This is a genomic window from Psychrobacillus sp. NPDC058041, assembly GCF_042885655.1.
Classification (GTDB): Bacteria; Bacillota; Bacilli; order Bacillales_A; family Planococcaceae; genus Psychrobacillus.
The window spans coordinates 95,858-112,819 of sequence record NZ_JBHVRO010000009.1 but is presented as its reverse complement, the minus strand read 5'-3'; the positions used below and the strand labels follow the sequence as shown (position 1 = coordinate 112,819).

The following is a 16,962-nucleotide window of genomic DNA, read 5'->3' as shown; positions in this document are numbered from 1 at the left end:
AAAAATGAATTACATAAAAAGTGTTAATCTTTTGATAGGCACTCTATTTAGAGTCTAAGAATAAAAAGAAAACAGAGGTAAGTTGAAAAAGTAGAATGATTTTATTAAAAAACAGGGGTTAAAAATAAATGTATAAAGATGATGTTAGTTATGAAAGTTGAAATTGGAAATAAAATGATCGATTTTAATGTTCAGTATGGAAAGAGAAAGAAGCTATCCATTCATATAGATTCGTTTGGTTTCATAACTGTTAAAGTTCCCAAAGACACAAGTAAAGAAATTATTATCAGTGCAATAGAAAGTAAAGGGAAATGGATACTAGAGAAAATTCAGGAAATCGGAGTAGCTCGAGAAACCCCTAAGGCAAGAGAGTATCACACTCAAGGGAGGTTCTTATACCTTGGGAAAGAGTGTTTTCTTCATGAATTAATAGACAGTAGTGAGTTAAATGAAGATACACTTAAAAGAAATCTTAAAAAGTTCTATGTCACTAGCTGTAAGAAAATTGTAGAAGAACGGATAAAAATATATCAAAAACAACTGAAAGTAAAGCCAAAAATCATTGAAATAGTTGAGTCTAAAACCAAGTGGGGTAGTTGTAGTTCGGATAAAAAGATAACCTTTAATTTTCGACTAGCGATGGCTCCAATTGAAGTTATCGATTATGTGATAATCCATGAACTATGTCATTTAATTCATATGAATCATGATCGATCATTTTGGAGACGTGTTGGGAGTATTATGCCAGATTATAAAGATAAGGAAGAATATTTAGCAAGACACGGGCATTCAATGTCACTTTAAGAAAATGGAACTGTTTTTTGTGATGTGTTGCTTGAAACAGGTGCCAGTATGATCGACAAAATTTAATTAAGAAAGGATTATTCAATATGGCAATCATTACTTTTCTTATTGTTGGCTGGATTCTAAATTGGTTTAAATTCGAACAATTGATTATTCAAGCTTTTAAGGAACTATTTAGTAAAGAAATAACAAAGGCAACCTACTATTTTCTATTTTTTTGTGTAGGGGTATTAGGTGAAATCTTTTTGTTCTTTCAAGGTGCTTACTATGAATATTTCTTACATTGATGAACTATGGTTTGCAAAGTGGGAATACTTTTTTGGAAAAAGTATATAAAAGATGGTCAGAGTAGGTGGAATCTAAAAAAAATAAAAAGCATCTATTGATAAAGAAGCGCTGAGCGGACGAAATTCATCTTCGTCTTCTTTTTTTAAAAAAAGAATAGGAAAGCATCTTATCTCTCATTCCAAACCAAGTGCATCATGTCTTTATATATTCCAAGAGGGCGACGGACAAACACCCGCCACAAAATTATCGAAAAAAATGGATCGTGAAGTGACTCAGTCACTTCACGATCCATTAATCTAACGGTAATAGTGTAGCTAATGTTTCGTCCAAAGCACATTGTAAATAGTGAAGACCAAATGCACTTAAAGGATGCATGAGGCTTTCATAGCAGAGCTAGTTGAACGTCGGAACGGTGAACAGTATGTTTCCCCACTCCCAAAAGAAATAAAGGAATATACAGTTCGTAATTATTAATATAATGGTGCCAGGATCTAAAACAATTCTGAATTGTTTTGGAACCTGGCACTTTTCTTCCTAAACGCCGCATTATTAGTTCATTACGTGATATAATATATAATCTGCGTAGAACTATATACAAATAGCATAATTAGGAGGTTTATAAATGGATAACAACGATATATTAATTAGACTAAGGTATGCTTTAGATATAAAAAATAAAGATATGGTAGAAATATTTAAACTTGGCGGGATAGAAGTAGCGAAAGAAGATGTGCCAAAAATACTTACAAAATCAAAAGATGAGTACGATGATGTAGTGGATGTAGAGGAAAATGAAGAACAGATAAAATGTAATCATAAGATGTTAGAGTCCTTTTTAAATGGCTTCATTACTTTTAAAAGAGGTAAACAAGATCCAAAACCAGGACAACTAGAAAGTCCTGAACCGCCTGAAAAGAGTGCTAATAATATGCTTCTTAAGAAATTGAAAGTAGCCTTACAATTAACAACGGAAGAGATGCTGGATATTCTTGATGAGGGTGGTATCGCTGTATCAAAAGGCGAGTTAGGCGCTATTTTACGAAAAGAAGGACATCGAAATTATAAAGTATGTGGTGATAATTTCGCACGTAAATTCTTAAGAGGCTTAGCTGTGAAACATCGAGAATAACCATATAATAAAGTAATGTGTTTATAGTGTCTGATTATGATTTAAAAGTCCCTTTCTTCGGAAAGGGCTTTTTTGAAAAGATAAGTATATGAATTATACCAGGAACAGGTTGATTTCCGCTGTAGGCGGACACTTTGTAGGTTTCGCTGCGCTCCGTTCAAGGTCTTGATTTGCTTGTTAATCCCCTAAGAGTCGCCGCCTTCCGCTTCAACCACCATTGCTAATAAGATAGTCAAGATGCTTCGCCTAAATAATGAACTGGGACTTTCCAATGCTTATTAATAGGAAAAGTGGACATATAGAAAATAGATAGTATCGATTAATAAAGTAGCAAAGTAGCGGACGAAATTGTATCTTCGTCCGCTTTTAATAGAATAGGAAAGGATTTATTCTTTCATTATCCAAACCTTATGTACCTCGTCTATCCATATTTCAAGAGGGCGACGGACAAACATCTGCAACAAGATTACCGAAAAAATTGTAGCTGGAAGTGACGCAGTCACTTCCAGCTACACAATTCCAACGATAATAGTGTAGCCAATGTTTCGTCCCGAGCACTCTAGAATTAGTGAAGACAAGATGCACTTAAAGGACTTTTGCGCTTTTTTTGTATTGTATCGATTATCCTTGAAGCAATACAAGCACGAATATTGAGAATCCTTTTTTATAATTGTATGATGAACTACGTCTAGATAAATTCAGTTCATTTTTAAAAGAGGAGGCAATTACGATGGAAATTGGACTAACAACATTTGTAGAAACAACACCAGATGTACATACAGGTAAAGTAATTAGCCACGCTGAACGTATACGTGAAGTAGTGGAGGAAATCGTCTTAGCAGATAAAGTAGGATTGGATGTTTTTGGTGTAGGAGAGCATCATCGTGAAGATTTTGCGTGTTCTGCTCCAGCTGTTTTGCTAGCTGCAGCTGCATCACAGACAAAACAAATTAAACTGACAAGTGCTGTTTCCGTATTATCTTCAGACGATCCAGTACGGTTATATCAAGAGTTTTCAACTGTTGACGCAATATCCAATGGACGTGCAGAAATCATGGCAGGAAGAGGTTCATTTATTGAATCATTTCCTCTATTTGGTTATGATTTACAAGATTATGATGAGCTTTATGATGAAAAACTAGATTTATTATTGAAAATTAGAGAATCTGAGAAAGTGACATGGAGTGGTAAACATCGTGCATCTATTAATAACTTAGGTGTTTATCCTCGACCTGTTCAAACTCAGATACCTGTCTGGATTGCTAGTGGTGGTACACCACAATCTGCTGTGCGCGCGGGGATTCTTGGTTTGCCACTTGTTCTAGCGATTATTGGTGGAAGTCCATTGCAGTTTGCACCAATCGTCGAATTATATAAACGAGCGGCAAAACAGGCTGGTCATGACATTTCGAAGCTAAAGGTAGCTTCTCATTCTCATGGTTTTGTAGCTGAGACAACAGAAAGTGCAAAAGATAAATTTTATCCATCTACTGCACAAGTAATGAATGTTCTTGGGAAAGAACGTGGTTGGGGACCGTACACACGTAAAACGTTTGATGAAGCAAGTAGTTTAGAAGGTGCTTTATATGTAGGAGACGTAGCAACTGTCGCGGAAAAAATTATTTTCCTTCGTAAAAACGTTGGCATTACACGATTCATGCTCCATGTACCTGTTGGTTCTATGCCACATGAGGATGTGCTAAAAGCTATTGAGCTGTTAGGAACAGAAGTGGCACCAATCGTAAGAGCTGAAATTGAACGATGGGAAGCGGAAACGGAAAATACGTTATAGTTTAGCGTGATTTAGTACATGTTTTAATTAGCCTGAATGAATAAGATGTTAGATTCCGATTGTAACGAAATGTTAATAGAAGACGTCTATTTATGTACAGTTATTTTCGGGAGGGGAAGAAGATGAAAGAAATATTTGGTGTAATACTTTTATTGAGCGTTTTATTGTTTGGATGTACAAATGAAGATAATGCACTTCAAGTACAATCTCAAGAGAAAGTTGCGTCAGAAACAACAAATACAAGTGAGAACGAGGAACAGACGGTATTGGGTGTAGTTGAAAAGTTCGGAAAAAGCCTTCAACATGTGTCCTTATTAGGTCCGAAAGAACAACTAGAAGAGAATATGCAGGACTATTATGGCGATATCGTTTCTCCCGAGCTTATAAAACAGTGGTTGACTGATCCAATCAAAGCCCCAGGAAGATTATCTTCCAGTCCGTGGCCAGATCGAATTGACATAATAACTAAGGAAAAAAAATCTGAGCATGCATATACACTCAGCGGTGAAATAATTGAAATAGCAAATATAGATGAAGTCGTTAGTAAAATTCCTATTAAACTCGTAGTCGAAAAAGTAAGAGACCAATGGCTTATTAATGAGGTTACTCTCGGTAAGGAAGAACAAAGTGATTCCATAACTTATAAAAACAATGAATATGGTTTTATATTTAAATTACCGAAGACCTGGGAAAATTATTCGATTGTCACGGATAAATGGGAAGGACTAGCTATTTCTACATCCGAAGGTGAAAAAGTTGTAGAGACAGGGCCAATAATTTCACTCCGACATCCTGAGTGGACTTTGGAAAACCCACGTCAAGATATTCCGATTATGATTTTCACAATAGAGCAATGGAATTTACTGCAGCAGGAGAAATTCCATATAGGAGCGGCACCTATTGGACCATCCGAGTTAAACCGCAATGAAAAATACGTTTTTGCATTACCTGCCCGCTACAACTTCGCATTTCCAACAGGTTATGAAGAAGTTGAAAAGATTATAGAAGGAAAACCGTTAGAGGTAGGCGGTGTATAAAAGAAAGAACGCGGAAATGGAAACTACTCTAAAAAATTCTAGTTATTAAAAATGCAACTAGCGGCTGAAGCCACACTTTCGGCCGCTTTTTACTTCGTCAAATAATGCCCACTTATGTCTGACAGGAGTTAGGAATAATAAAGAGGGAAAAATGTACATTAAAGCGAATTAAATAATATCCAATCAAATGATAAAAAGAGAAAAGCAAAATAATAAGGGGGATGTACAATGCAAAATAACTATAAAAACTGTCAAAGTTGCGGAATGCCATTAAAAAGTGATGAAAATGGTGGAGGAACTGAAGCGAATGGACAAAGAAGTAATATGTACTGCAGTCACTGTTATGAAAATGGAGCCTTCACGTTACCAAACATTACAGTAGATGGGATGAAAGAAACAGTAATGGATAAAATGGTAGAGATGAAATTTCCTAAGTTTGTAGCAAAAATTTTTACGAGAAATATTCATAAATTAGAGAGATGGAAAAACTAAAGCTATTTTATAAGATGCAAAAAAATCTTTAATTCTGTATTAAAAAGAAATATACGATTTTTTATCCTATTGGACATAACCAAGTGTAGCTACAACGATTTCCGAATCATTGTAGCTGTTTTTTTTATTTCCTCTTTTCGTCCAATGCACTCAAGAAAATATTCTTAGTTTCTACTAGATAAACCACTTCATCTATTTTCCTCTCCAAAAGTATGTAATGAATTAAATGCAATTGTATACCTTTATCTCGCTTTCATCTTGTAACTGCAGAAAGAATGATTTACCTAAGAGCAGAAATAACCGTCAAACCTAATTCTGAGGGGACGGTTATTTCTTTTTGTATTGTAAAAAGAAGCGTCAAATAAATAAGTTTTAAAAAAAAATTTTAATTTATTATCTGACAAAAAACGAGATATTAATAAGAATGTCTGTACAGTAGAACTATTTTTAAGTGCTTAATACTTTGTTTGCACTAAATATTGCTTTAAATAAGGACTTTAATATTTGTAATATCCTTAATCTTTCAGGGCATAATAAAAATCATGACAAAAATAACGTGTCAAATCAACGTAATGTACTTAGAATCCGTAAGAGTCAGCTACATAATTTGGGTGTTAAGATATTTTATTCGACATAATTACTACAATGTTGAAAAATATTTTACCATCGTGGGGGTATCAGTTTGGACTCGATTTTTTTAATTTATATTAGATATTTTAATTTTTTTATGTTCTTATTTTTTACGTTTATGTATTCTTATCAGATATTTTATATGTTTGTGGCATTTAAGGCGAAACAGAATAAGAACTCTGAAATTCAAAAGGTTCATTATCATAAATATGCAGTAATTATCCCAGCACGAAATGAAGAGCTAGTCATTGAACAACTTATTAAAAGCATAAAAAATCAAAAGTATCCCAAGGAATTGATAGATATCTTTGTTGTAGCGGATAACTGTACCGACAATACAGCCCAAGTTGCAGAGGACGCTGGAGCTATCGTCAGAGAGCGTTTCAATAAGATTCAGATTGGAAAGGGATATGCCCTTGACTTTATCCTTAAAATAATTGGAAGTGAATACTCCTCCAGAAATCATGATGGATATATTGTGTTTGACGCAGATAATCTCCTTGATGAAAATTATATAGCGGAGTTGAACAAAACATTTAATCAAGGATACAAAATAATCACCAGTTATAGAAACTCTAAAAATTATGACCAGAATTGGATATCTGCAGGATACGCACTCTGGTTTCTACATGAGGCAGAATATCTTAACCTTCCAAGAATGGCTTTAAACACTAGTTGTGCGATTTCTGGAACAGGATTTCTAGTACAAGCAGATTTAATCAAAGACAATGGAGGTTGGATTCACCATTTACTTACGGAAGACATCGAATTTTCCGTTTCTGAAATTATTAAGGGAGAAAAGATTGGCTATTGCAGAAATGCAATATTCTATGACGAGCAACCAGTCACCTTCTCACAGTCATGGAATCAGCGGTTACGTTGGGCGAAAGGTTTTTATCAGGTCTTTTCTAAATATAGAAAGAGCTTAATTAGAAATATTTTTCGAGGAAAGGGTAACCGGTTTTCATGCTTTGATATGACTATGATGGTCATGCCAGCCGTTCTCGTTTCCAGTGTTTCTATTATTGTTAATGGATTATTTTACTTGGCAATTTTTTTAGGAATATTTGGTAGTGAAGAGATTATGCCTCAAGCTTCTCTTGGAATATTACTTTCTTTTGGATGGTATTATGGAATACTTTTTCTTCTTGGTTTAATAACAACGTTAACGGAATGGGAAAAAATTCATTGTTCAAGATGGAAAAAAATAGCTTATACAATAACTTTTCCTTTTTTTATGTTTACGTATATACCAATTTCTGTCGTAGCCTTGTTTAAGCATGTCGAATGGAAACCAATTGCTCATACCGTGGTGAAATCCCTTGATGATGTACGATAAGAGTAATATAGAATCTTCCAAAAAAACATTGAACCCCGAATAATGGACACTTTTGAAAAACAGTGACCTTTTCGGGGTTTTTACTTCTTCTGTAGATGTTTTTAGGAACTATTATAAAAAGTAAAAAAATTTATTTAAAGTAAAAATATTAGAATCTATTGTTTCTTATTTTCTAGGAATATAATTTATTTAGATAAATAAATCATTCTATAAATTTGATATAAAAGGAGAGATTTAAAATGGAAAAGAAGAATCTTGAATTAGCAATTCAATTACGTCATGAATTACACCAACACCCTGAGCTCTCAAATCACGAGGCTTGGACGAAAAAACATTTAATTGATTTTTTGAAAACGTATACAAAATTAGAAATAGTAGATAAGGGTCAATGGTTTTATGCTATTTATCATGCTGGTGAAGATAAAAAAAATATTGCATATAGAGCGGATTTTGACGCACTCCCAATGCCAGAAGTAATTGATATACCACACGCATCAAAGATTCCAGGTGTTTCTCATAAATGTGGTCATGATGGACACTCAGCGAGTCTTGCTGGTTTTGCACTTGAAATTGATCAAAAGGGTGCTGACAAAAACATCTATTTCCTATTCCAGCATGCGGAAGAAACAGGAGATGGTGCAGCTCAGTGTGCATCTTTTATTGAAGAAAATAATATTGAAGAAATTTTTGCTTATCATAATATGAGCGGTATGGCTTACAACTCCATAAATGTAATAGATGGTACAGCTCATTGTGCTTCTAAGGGTATGACTATTCAAATGGCAGGTGCTCCTGCTCATGCAAGCCAACCAGAGGATGGGGTAAATCCAGCTTTTGCTATTGCAAAGGTTATTGATGCAATCCCTGAGTTAATTTCTCCTGAGAACAATGAAGGTATCGTACTTTGTACAGTTGTTCAGGTAAATATAGGTGAAAGAGCATTTGGAATGTCTGCGAGCAAAGGCGAGTTGCTTCTAACAATCCGTGCGCTTCATGAATATGAACTGCATACACTTCAAAAAAATCTAGTGGAGCTTTCAAAGGCTCAAGCAGAAGAATACGGCTTGAAGGTAAGCTTCACTTATAATGACACCTTTCCGGAAACTGTAAATGACAAGGAAAGCTCTGACAAAATTCGTAAAGCAGCAAAGGAAAAAGGGTTCAATTTAGTAGAAATGAAAGAAGCATTCCGTGGATCGGAAGACTACGGTCATTATACAAAACTAACAAAAGGTGCAATGTGCTATATCGGTAACGGCGAAGATTATCCTCCTCTTCATACGTATGAGTATGACTTCCGTGATGATATCATTGAAACAGCTGTTGAACTTTTTAAAGGGCTTGCTGAACTATAAACCTGTAGTAAATGACCCAATAAAGGAGCTATACAAAGTGGAAATTAAAAACCTAGAGTTAGTGAAACAGTTGCGTCATGAATTACATCAACATCCTGAAATTTCAAATCATGAAACTTGGACGAAACAGTATTTAATCGATTTCTTAAAAACCCATACAAAACTGGAAATCGTGGATAATGAACAATGGTTTTATGCAATTTATCATGCAGGGAAGGATAAAAAGAATATTGCATTCCGTGCTGATTTTGATGCACTTCCTATGCCGGAATTGATTGATATTCCACACGCTTCTAAGTTTCCCGGCGTTTCTCACAAATGTGGACATGATGGTCATTCTGCAAGCTTAGCAGGATTTGCATTAGAGATTGACCAAAATGGCGCAGACAAAAACATCTTTTTCCTCTTCCAACATGCTGAGGAAACTGGTGATGGCGCTCTACAGTGTGTATCTTTTATAAAGGAAAATAACATTGAAGAGATTTTTGCTTATCATAACATGAGTGGTATGGCTTATAAATCAGTGAACATAATTGATGGAACAACACAATGTGCATCAAAAGGGATGACAATCCATATGGAAGGGGCTCCTGCCCATGCTAGTCAACCTGAGGATGGAGTAAATCCCGCATTTGCTATAGCTAGAGTTATTGATGCTATTCCAGATTTTATATCCCCTGAAAGTAACGATGGTATCGTTTTATGTACGGTAGTTCAAGTAGATATAGGAGAAAGAGCATTTGGCTTAGCAGCGAGCAAGGGTAACTTGCTATTAACGATCCGTGCATTATACGAAGCTGAATTAGACAAACTGCAAAAGAATCTCGAAGACTTTGCTTGCTTTCAAGCTGAAAAGTATGGTCTAAAAGTAAGTTTTACATATAATGATACTTTTCCAGAAACAGTGAACCACAAGGGAAGCGCGGATAAGATACGAACGGTTTGCGAAAATAAAGGGTTCCAATTAGTTGAGATGACACAAGCATTTCGTGCCTCAGAAGACTATGGCCACTACTTGAAGCAGACAAAAGGAGCAATGTGCTATATTGGAAATGGCGAAAACTATCCACATGTTCATACATATGAATATGACTTTCGTGATGAAATAATCGAAACTGCTGTTGAACTTTTCAAAGGTCTAGCTGAATTGTAATATGAACTCAACAAACAGAAAGCAACAAAGAGCTGTCTCATTTGAGGCAGCTCTTTTATACAATCGTAAAGTCAATTTAAATATGCTTGCACAATAGCCCACCCTATGAATTTGAAGGCGCTGAAAGAGTGTATTTAGAAAATCGTTGAAAAAGGCGACACTCCTGCGGGAATAGCGTTAGCAGAAGACCCCGCAGCGAAGCGAAGAGGCTGAGGCATCGCCCGCGGAAAGGGAGCCGTTTCAACGATTTTCTTGCTTCTCCATCTCGTAAAGTTGAATTACGAGGACTTTGTGACTTTACTAAAATATGCTATGTGCATGTTTTACTAAGTAATAAATAACGTAAATCCAACTTAAACAACCGTGTATAATAGCCCAACCTATAGATTTGTATGCCGTGTACGAAATAACCATAGAAAGGCAAGTTCCGAAACTTATTCCTTTTTTAATCACATTAACTGTTTTTTGATTGCTATTATTTTTCAATTCTTGACCCTCCTTCATATCTTCTATTAATCACGAAATTTACTAGTATTAAGATTATATGCTTAAACCTCCATATCCATACTATTTTTTACTGAGCTATTTGTTAAATATAGCAAAGGGATTTTGCGTATGGAACACGAATAGTACTAAAAGAAAAGAAAAATAGAATTCGAAAAAGGGATGGTGAGAACTTGGAACCCTCGTTTCAGATGTTTTCGATTGCACATTTCAGTGCAATTGTGGGGCTATGCTTTCTAATCATTCTAGTATTTATAACAAAAAAGAGATGGTCAGTTCCAGCGAATAAAATTCGGTTAATCGAACGTCTTTTTGCACTTTCATTATTGATAATGGAAATTGTATATCATGTTTGGCTCTATCAAACTGGAAGGTGGAATTGGGGTAATTCATTACCACTTGAATTATGCAGTATTAGTTTAATCCTGACGATAATTCTTTTGTGGACAGGAAATAGGCATGTATATGATTTTGTTTTTTATGCTGGCATTGGAGGAGCGCTTCAAGCGGTAGCAACACCAGTTTTAGATCTAAGCTTTCCTCATTTCAGGTTTTTTCACTTTTTTTATACGCATTTCGGAATAATTTTAACAGCACTTTATTTTACTTGGGTGAAAGGTTATCGTCCTACATTCAAAGGAATCATTAAGACGATGGTTGCCTTAAATATATTACTTCCTTGTATATTTGTGTTAAACATTTGTCTGAAAGGAAATTATATGTTTTTGAGAAAGAAACCTGCAAGTGGGAGTATACTTGACTTTTTAGGTCCGTATCCGTGGTATATCTTATCGTTAGAAATCGTTGCATTTTCAATTTTCATTTGTTTATGGATAATATTTAGAAAACCAATAAAAAGGAGTGAGTTAGCGTGAATAATCTTACAAAAATGAGCATATTAAAGCCGGCAAATGAAGTATTTGAATCTTTCGTAGATCCTTTAAAAATTGGGAACTTTTGGTTTACATCGAGTTCGGAAAGATGGGAACAAGGAAAAGCTATTACATTGATATATGACGAATACAATGCAACGGTGGATATAAAAGTGATGGAAATATTAGAGAATGAGAAAATCGTGTTTAAATGGGGAACTCCCGAGGATGAACATATTGTTACCATTTCGTTGAAAGAGTTAAATAACAACCATACGATTATAGAAGTTAATGAAGAAGGATTTAAAGAAAACGATGAAGAGTTAATAAGTAAATTGATAGATAATAAAGAAGGCTGGGTTTATATGTTGACCTGCTTAAAAGGTTTCTTGGAATTTGGTATAAGTGATTTGAGAAGTGGAATAGTGAAGTGACAATCTCTTGGATACCAGGTTCTATAGCGATATTAAATTCTATGTGAACCTGGAGCCAAAAAATGAATAATCGGTATTTACTTACTTTCTTTTATAAGAGTTACAGGTAAATGTTGTTTGAAATCTTATATAATTATAGAGTGTACGAGCGTGTCTACCTTTTTGAGTATAGACATTTATTTTGGGATGCAGTTGGCGGAGGAATTCACGATCACATTCACACCGATTTCTGCCCCTACTGTAACATTCATCATGTGCTTTACAAGCTGCATCTACATCATTTATTGGGGCACCTGGTCCACTGCAACCTGGTCCACACCATTTGTATCCTGGAAATACACAAAAACTTAAGCCCCTCTTTCTTCTCCGTGACAAATCAACCACCTCCCTTAACTTAATTCTATAAACTTCTAATATAATCTATTCTTTAGTCTATGTTATTGCATCAACAAGTACCTAGGAGTTTCACATTTTATTTGAAACCATTAGAATCTACAAAAAATTACTGTGTTAATTTTAATACATACAATGGGATTTTAGAAAAGGGAATATTAATGAGAATTGAAAAGTTGAAAAACGATAGAGTTCTTGATTAGTGAATTTAGTAAAAAGGATTCGATTTTTTGCATCAGCATGCAATTGATGCATACAGTTTACAGCATGTAGGACCTACTATGAAAAACATCACTATTGCTTATTCATTAATTGGATTATATTATTCTATAGTACAAGGCTATAATGGTAAACATGTACGACGTGTGGAACTGTTGGGAACATAAACATAACTGGGTAAAGGAAATATCTCACACTTTGCTAGGTTGTATGTGAAAAGCAATTTAGAGGAGTGATTATATTTTGATTAAAGTAATTGCACTATTTATGCTAGCTGGATTAGCTGAAATAGGAGGAGGATACCTCATATGGCTTTGGTTAAGAGAAGGTAGGTCTTCTTATTTAGGATTATTAGGAGGAATAGCATTAGCTCTTTACGGTATTATCGCTACTTTTCAAATGTTTCCTTCATTTGGTAGAGTATATGCTGCCTATGGTGGTGTATTTATCGTATTGTCTGTCCTTTGGGGATGGGGAGTTGATAAAAAAGTGCCCGATATTTATGATTGGATAGGAGCTCTGATATGTATCGTTGGGGTTTCCGTAATGTTGTTTGCTCCTAGAAATTAGTAAGATAAGGGCATTTCATAAGTAAATAAAAGATAAATTCGGGAGTCCAGGTACCTTTTTAGGTATTCGGACTTCCATTTTTTATTTGTGTAGGCTGAGAAAAGGATATATAAATGAATTATTGCCGCCAACTTTTAGAAATGTAGACAGTATAATTGAAAAGAAGAAAAAATAATGAAAAATGAGGTAAATAATTTTAAAATTTATAATCTGAATATTTTTTATAATTAGACATACCATTTTAGGTTTACTAAAGTTGGAGGTAGAGAGAATGAAATTTAAAAAAGAAGTTGCAAAATGGTTTTTTGTTTTGCTAACTATATTAATTGTTACAGGTTGTTCTACAGGTGAGAAAAAAAGTTCAAATGAAAGTGATAAAAGTACGGCATCCAAGAATAATGACACTTTGGTTATTGCCCGATTGTCAGATGCTGAAAGTCTAGATCAGCAGTTTATGTCCACAATTAATGCAGCAAGCGTCACACACGGGAAAGTTTATGAAGGGTTAGTAGGACGTGATAAAAATGCTGATATTCAACCATTATTAGCAACTGAATGGAAGCAACCAGACGATACAACATGGGAGTTCAAACTTAGACAAGGTGTAAAATTCCATGATGGTACTCCATTCAATGCAGATGCTGTAAAAAAGACATTTGATCGTATGTTAGATCCGAATGTTGGTTCACCTAAAGCGGCACTTTTTAAAATGGTAAAAGAAGTGAAAGTAATCGATGAGTATACTGTCCAATTTATTTTATCGGAACCATATTCACCTTTACTTTCAATTCTTGCAAGTCATGAGGGAGGCATAATTAGTCCTAAATCAATCGAAAAATATGGTAAAGAACAAATCAAGGAACCTAATGGAACAGGTCCTTTTGTGTTTGAATCTTGGACTCCAGGTCAAGAAATTGTTCTTAAGAAAAATGAAAACTATTGGGGAACTAAAGCAAAAGTTGCTAAGGTAGTATTCAAAGTAGTTCCAGAAGAAACAACAAGAATATCGATGATTGAAACTGGTGAAGCTCAAATTGCTGAGCCTCTTTCTGTACCAATGATGGATACAGTTGAAGCTTCGCAAAATACGAAAGTTTACCGTAGTGAAGGATATGGGACAGAATATATTGGTTTTAATGTTAAAAACGAAAAATTAAGTGACGTTCGAGTTCGAAAAGCGATTGCGCATGCTGTTGAAATGGATTCAATTCTTAAAGGGGTATATAATAACGTTGGTTCAGAAGCAAATTCATTGTTAGGATCGAAAGTTTTTGGGTATGATCCTGATCTGAAAACGTATGATTATAATCTTAATGAAGCTAAGAAACTACTTGCTGAGGCAGGTTATCCAAATGGTTTTGAATTAACACTGACAACAATGGATAATAGAGAAAGAATTAATGTAGCAGAAGTACTTCAATCTCAGTTAAAAGGGATTGGTATTAAACTTAATATTGAGGTTTTAGAGTATGGAACTTTTGTTGAGAAAGTATACTCTGGGAATGCCGAGATGTTTATCATTAGCTGGAGAAATGCAACTGGTGATGCTGATTATAATCAATATAATCTTTTCCATACGAATTCTATGGGATCGGCGGGTAACTCTAGCTTCTATAGTAACAAAGAGGTGGATGCTCTTCTAGATGCGGCACGTACTGAAAAAGATCAAGAAAAGCGAATTGAATTATACGTAAAAGCACAACAAATAGAAATGGGTGATGCTTTATATATTCCTATACGTGTAATTGAAAATTTAGCAGCTACTACAAAAAATGTAGAAGGTTTTTCAATTAGCCCTTCAGGGTATTTAGAAGTTAACGACGTTTCAATTAAATAAAATTCTTGATTAATGGGCTATTCATGTGGATATCCCCTTTAATCTTGTAAAGAAAAGGTGATTAGAAATGCAAAATAGTTATTGGTTAAAGAATGTGCGCTTAGAAACAGGCTACAAAATAGAAAATGATATAGTTGTTGGTACTCAAACAGACTTGTACAATCTTTTGTTAACTGATGGGAAAATCGCAAAGATCGTCCATGTAAAAGAAGTTATTTCAGATGATTTACCTGTGACAGATGCTAAAGGATTATTGCTTTTACCATCCTTTGTCGAAAAGCATGTTCATTTAGATAAGACATACATGGGAGAGAAATGGAGAGCATGTACCCCGGCTTCCAGTGTAATTGAGCGTAGTACTATTGAAAAAAATATTTTAGCTTCAATGCCTTCTAGTACACAGGAACGTGCGGAAGCTTTACTTAAAGTATTATTATCTTACGGATCTACGCATGTTAGGACACATGTAGATATTTATCCAGAGGTGAAATTGCAGAATTTAGAAGGTGTGCAAAATGCACTAGAAACATACTCAGATAAAGTGAGTTCTGAAATAGTTGCCTTTGCCCAGCATGGGTTGTTGCGTGCAGGTACTCCTCAACTACTAAGAGAAGCCGTTAGAAATGGAGCTGGAATTGTTGGAGCAGTAGATCCAGCTACTGTAGATAATAATATTGAAGCATCTTTGGTAGAATTAATGGATATAGCAGTTGAGGGAAATGCAGATATTGATTTACATTTACATGATCCAGGTCACCTAGGAACTTTTACAATGAAACGACTAGCTTTTTTAACTAAACAAGCAGGTTGGGAAGGAAGAGTAGCGGTTAGCCATGCTTTTGGACTTGCTGATGTGTCTACAGAAGAAGCCTATGAAATGGCAGGTATATTAAAAGATGCTGGTATTTCTATCGTGACTAGTATTCCAAACAAAAGAATAATGCCAATTAAGTTACTAGATGAATGTGGTGTTCAAGTAGAGGTAGGAAGTGATAATATTTACGATTCTTGGTGGCCAACTGGAAGTGGAGATCTACTTGAAAGAGCAGGAAGTTTATTGGATCATTTCAGATGGACAGATGAAGTTGCGTTATCCCAAGCTTTAAAGTTTATTACTGGCGGGACAACTTCATTAGATAAAGAAGGAAACCAACTTTGGCCAAAAGTAGGGGACGAAGCAAACATGCTACTAATTGATGCGAGCTGTTCAGCTGAAGTCATTGCAAGATGCTCAAAGCGTCAAGCTGTCTTTTATAAAGGGAAATTAGTATCAGGTGAAATACGCTGATAATCAACATTTAGGAATCAGAGAAGTTGCTCTGGTTCTTTTTTTTTCGGAATAAGAAAGTATATGCTCTTTTACATAGGAACTGTCCAGACTTCAGCGCCTTGCCCCTCTGGGTCAAATGTGAAAAAGCTGTGGTGGCTGGAGCGCTGCCTCCTAGGCACGCACGACGCGGGTCATGTCTGCATTGCCACAGGATGTAGCGAACTTTGCAGACCTACACCTTCCCCATTTGCCTGTCGGGGCAGACATAGGCGCTTGCGCTTTTCTTTGTATAAAGGTGTATAATAGATGCATTAGTCTAAAAATTCATTCTAATGATTATGAGGTGAAAAAAATGGCAATTGAAAAAGTTCGAGATTATTTTGAGGAATTTGGAATAGCATATAAGATAAAGGAGTTTGATGAATCAAGTGCAACAGTAGAACTTGCTGCCCAAGCTTTAAATGTAGAGCCTGAGCGCATTGCGAAAACACTTTCCTTTAAAAAAGATGAAAGTTGTATTTTAGTAGTTGCTGCAGGGGATACAAAAATTGATAATGCAAAATTCAAGGCGACATTTGGAGTGAAAGCTAAGATGCTATCTCCTGAGGAAGTAATAGAACAAGTAGGACATGCTGTTGGAGGGGTTTGTCCATTTGGCATTCCCGAAAATGTATTGGTTTACGTAGATGAGTCACTGAAACGATTTGAAACAGTTTTTCCTGCGTGTGGCAGCAGTAATAGTGCAATTGAACTTACCTGCGGGGAGTTATATACATATGCTAATGGTGAAGAATGGGTAGACGTTTGCAAAGGGTGGGAATGAGCATAAAGAAAGGTTGATAAG

General features: G+C 35.2%; 18 protein-coding genes. 16 read left to right on the top strand and 2 right to left on the bottom strand.

Annotated features, from left to right (window positions below; genetic code table 11):
• The first annotated feature begins 150 nt into the window (after positions 1-150).
• The 9 genes from ACFVR1_RS14705 to ACFVR1_RS14665 all read left to right on the top strand — a co-directional run bounded on the left by ACFVR1_RS14705 (position 151) and on the right by ACFVR1_RS14665 (position 10,019).
• Positions 151-804, top strand: a complete 654-nt coding sequence (locus tag ACFVR1_RS14705; RefSeq protein ID WP_387585069.1) for a M48 family metallopeptidase — start codon at positions 151-153, stop codon at positions 802-804.
• Between the two features lie 86 nt (positions 805-890).
• The gene (locus tag ACFVR1_RS14700; protein WP_387585067.1) at positions 891-1,091 is read left to right on the top strand and encodes a hypothetical protein; all 201 of its coding nucleotides are present in this window, start codon (positions 891-893) and stop codon (positions 1,089-1,091) included.
• A 623-nt stretch (positions 1,092-1,714) separates the two neighbouring features.
• Positions 1,715-2,221 (top strand): YehS family protein, encoded by a 507-nt coding sequence (locus ACFVR1_RS14695; RefSeq protein ID WP_387585065.1) that lies wholly within the window; start codon positions 1,715-1,717, stop codon positions 2,219-2,221.
• Between the two features lie 730 nt (positions 2,222-2,951).
• Complete coding sequence (locus ACFVR1_RS14690) at positions 2,952-4,013, top strand: LLM class flavin-dependent oxidoreductase (protein WP_387585064.1); 1,062 nt, start codon at positions 2,952-2,954, stop codon at positions 4,011-4,013.
• A 122-nt stretch (positions 4,014-4,135) separates the two neighbouring features.
• Positions 4,136-5,050: a hypothetical protein gene (locus ACFVR1_RS14685; RefSeq protein ID WP_387585062.1), complete on the top strand. Its 915-nt coding sequence runs from the start codon at positions 4,136-4,138 to the stop codon at positions 5,048-5,050.
• A 228-nt stretch (positions 5,051-5,278) separates the two neighbouring features.
• Entirely contained in the window at positions 5,279-5,542 is a 264-nt protein-coding gene (locus ACFVR1_RS14680; protein WP_387585060.1) for a zinc ribbon domain-containing protein, read from the top strand.
• Between the two features lie 682 nt (positions 5,543-6,224).
• On the top strand, positions 6,225-7,511 hold the full coding sequence (locus tag ACFVR1_RS14675) for a glycosyltransferase family 2 protein (protein ID WP_387585058.1): 1,287 nt from the start codon (positions 6,225-6,227) through the stop codon (positions 7,509-7,511).
• A gap of 239 nt (positions 7,512-7,750) precedes the next feature.
• On the top strand, positions 7,751-8,866 hold the full coding sequence (locus ACFVR1_RS14670) for a M20 metallopeptidase family protein (protein WP_387585057.1): 1,116 nt from the start codon (positions 7,751-7,753) through the stop codon (positions 8,864-8,866).
• 37 nt (positions 8,867-8,903) lie between these two features.
• A complete protein-coding gene (locus ACFVR1_RS14665; RefSeq protein WP_387585056.1) occupies positions 8,904-10,019 on the top strand; it encodes a M20 metallopeptidase family protein in 1,116 nt (371 codons plus the stop codon).
• A 300-nt stretch (positions 10,020-10,319) separates the two neighbouring features.
• Here the strand turns inward: ACFVR1_RS14665 and ACFVR1_RS14660 are convergent, their stop codons facing one another.
• Positions 10,320-10,505, bottom strand: coding sequence for a hypothetical protein (locus ACFVR1_RS14660; protein WP_387585055.1), 186 nt, complete (start codon positions 10,503-10,505; stop codon positions 10,320-10,322).
• 191 nt (positions 10,506-10,696) lie between these two features.
• Between ACFVR1_RS14660 and ACFVR1_RS14655 the strand changes: the two genes are divergently transcribed.
• Together ACFVR1_RS14655 and ACFVR1_RS14650 are read left to right on the top strand one after the other, a co-directional pair.
• Positions 10,697-11,398 (top strand): YwaF family protein, encoded by a 702-nt coding sequence (locus tag ACFVR1_RS14655; RefSeq protein ID WP_387585054.1) that lies wholly within the window; start codon positions 10,697-10,699, stop codon positions 11,396-11,398.
• Complete coding sequence (locus tag ACFVR1_RS14650; protein ID WP_387585053.1) at positions 11,395-11,829, top strand: SRPBCC family protein; 435 nt, start codon at positions 11,395-11,397, stop codon at positions 11,827-11,829. The genes ACFVR1_RS14655 and ACFVR1_RS14650 overlap by 4 nt, the downstream gene beginning before the upstream one ends.
• An 81-nt stretch (positions 11,830-11,910) precedes the next feature.
• Here the strand turns inward: ACFVR1_RS14650 and ACFVR1_RS14645 are convergent, their stop codons facing one another.
• The gene (locus ACFVR1_RS14645) at positions 11,911-12,213 is read right to left on the bottom strand and encodes a phospholipase (RefSeq protein WP_387585052.1); all 303 of its coding nucleotides are present in this window, start codon (positions 12,211-12,213) and stop codon (positions 11,911-11,913) included.
• 290 nt (positions 12,214-12,503) lie between these two features.
• On the opposite strand from ACFVR1_RS14645, the gene ACFVR1_RS14640 reads away from it, so the two are divergent.
• The 5 genes from ACFVR1_RS14640 to ACFVR1_RS14620 all read left to right on the top strand — a co-directional run bounded on the left by ACFVR1_RS14640 (position 12,504) and on the right by ACFVR1_RS14620 (position 16,941).
• Positions 12,504-12,608 carry a hypothetical protein gene (locus ACFVR1_RS14640; RefSeq protein WP_387585051.1) on the top strand — a complete coding sequence of 35 codons (105 nt, stop codon included), beginning with the start codon at positions 12,504-12,506 and terminating at the stop codon, positions 12,606-12,608.
• Positions 12,609-12,684: 76 nt separating this feature from the next.
• Positions 12,685-13,011 carry a YnfA family protein gene (locus ACFVR1_RS14635; RefSeq protein ID WP_387585049.1) on the top strand — a complete coding sequence of 109 codons (327 nt, stop codon included), beginning with the start codon at positions 12,685-12,687 and terminating at the stop codon, positions 13,009-13,011.
• Between the two features lie 271 nt (positions 13,012-13,282).
• Positions 13,283-14,848, top strand: coding sequence for a glutathione ABC transporter substrate-binding protein (locus tag ACFVR1_RS14630; protein ID WP_387585047.1), 1,566 nt, complete (start codon positions 13,283-13,285; stop codon positions 14,846-14,848).
• Between the two features lie 67 nt (positions 14,849-14,915).
• The gene (locus ACFVR1_RS14625; protein WP_387585046.1) at positions 14,916-16,136 is read left to right on the top strand and encodes an amidohydrolase; all 1,221 of its coding nucleotides are present in this window, start codon (positions 14,916-14,918) and stop codon (positions 16,134-16,136) included.
• 334 nt (positions 16,137-16,470) lie between these two features.
• Entirely contained in the window at positions 16,471-16,941 is a 471-nt protein-coding gene (locus ACFVR1_RS14620) for a YbaK/EbsC family protein (RefSeq protein ID WP_387585045.1), read from the top strand.
• Positions 16,942-16,962 lie beyond the last annotated feature (21 nt).

Coding starts and splice junctions, on each gene's coding strand:
- ACFVR1_RS14620 (WP_387585045.1), top strand. CDS start 16,471: ATGGCAATTGAAAAAGTTCGAGATTATTTTGAGGAATTTGGAATAGCA.
- ACFVR1_RS14680 (WP_387585060.1), top strand. CDS start 5,279: ATGCAAAATAACTATAAAAACTGTCAAAGTTGCGGAATGCCATTAAAA.
- ACFVR1_RS14670 (WP_387585057.1), top strand. CDS start 7,751: ATGGAAAAGAAGAATCTTGAATTAGCAATTCAATTACGTCATGAATTA.
- ACFVR1_RS14690 (WP_387585064.1), top strand. CDS start 2,952: ATGGAAATTGGACTAACAACATTTGTAGAAACAACACCAGATGTACAT.
- ACFVR1_RS14705 (WP_387585069.1), top strand. CDS start 151: ATGAAAGTTGAAATTGGAAATAAAATGATCGATTTTAATGTTCAGTAT.
- ACFVR1_RS14625 (WP_387585046.1), top strand. CDS start 14,916: ATGCAAAATAGTTATTGGTTAAAGAATGTGCGCTTAGAAACAGGCTAC.
- ACFVR1_RS14685 (WP_387585062.1), top strand. CDS start 4,136: ATGAAAGAAATATTTGGTGTAATACTTTTATTGAGCGTTTTATTGTTT.
- ACFVR1_RS14630 (WP_387585047.1), top strand. CDS start 13,283: ATGAAATTTAAAAAAGAAGTTGCAAAATGGTTTTTTGTTTTGCTAACT.
- ACFVR1_RS14695 (WP_387585065.1), top strand. CDS start 1,715: ATGGATAACAACGATATATTAATTAGACTAAGGTATGCTTTAGATATA.
- ACFVR1_RS14640 (WP_387585051.1), top strand. CDS start 12,504: ATGAAAAACATCACTATTGCTTATTCATTAATTGGATTATATTATTCT.
- ACFVR1_RS14700 (WP_387585067.1), top strand. CDS start 891: ATGGCAATCATTACTTTTCTTATTGTTGGCTGGATTCTAAATTGGTTT.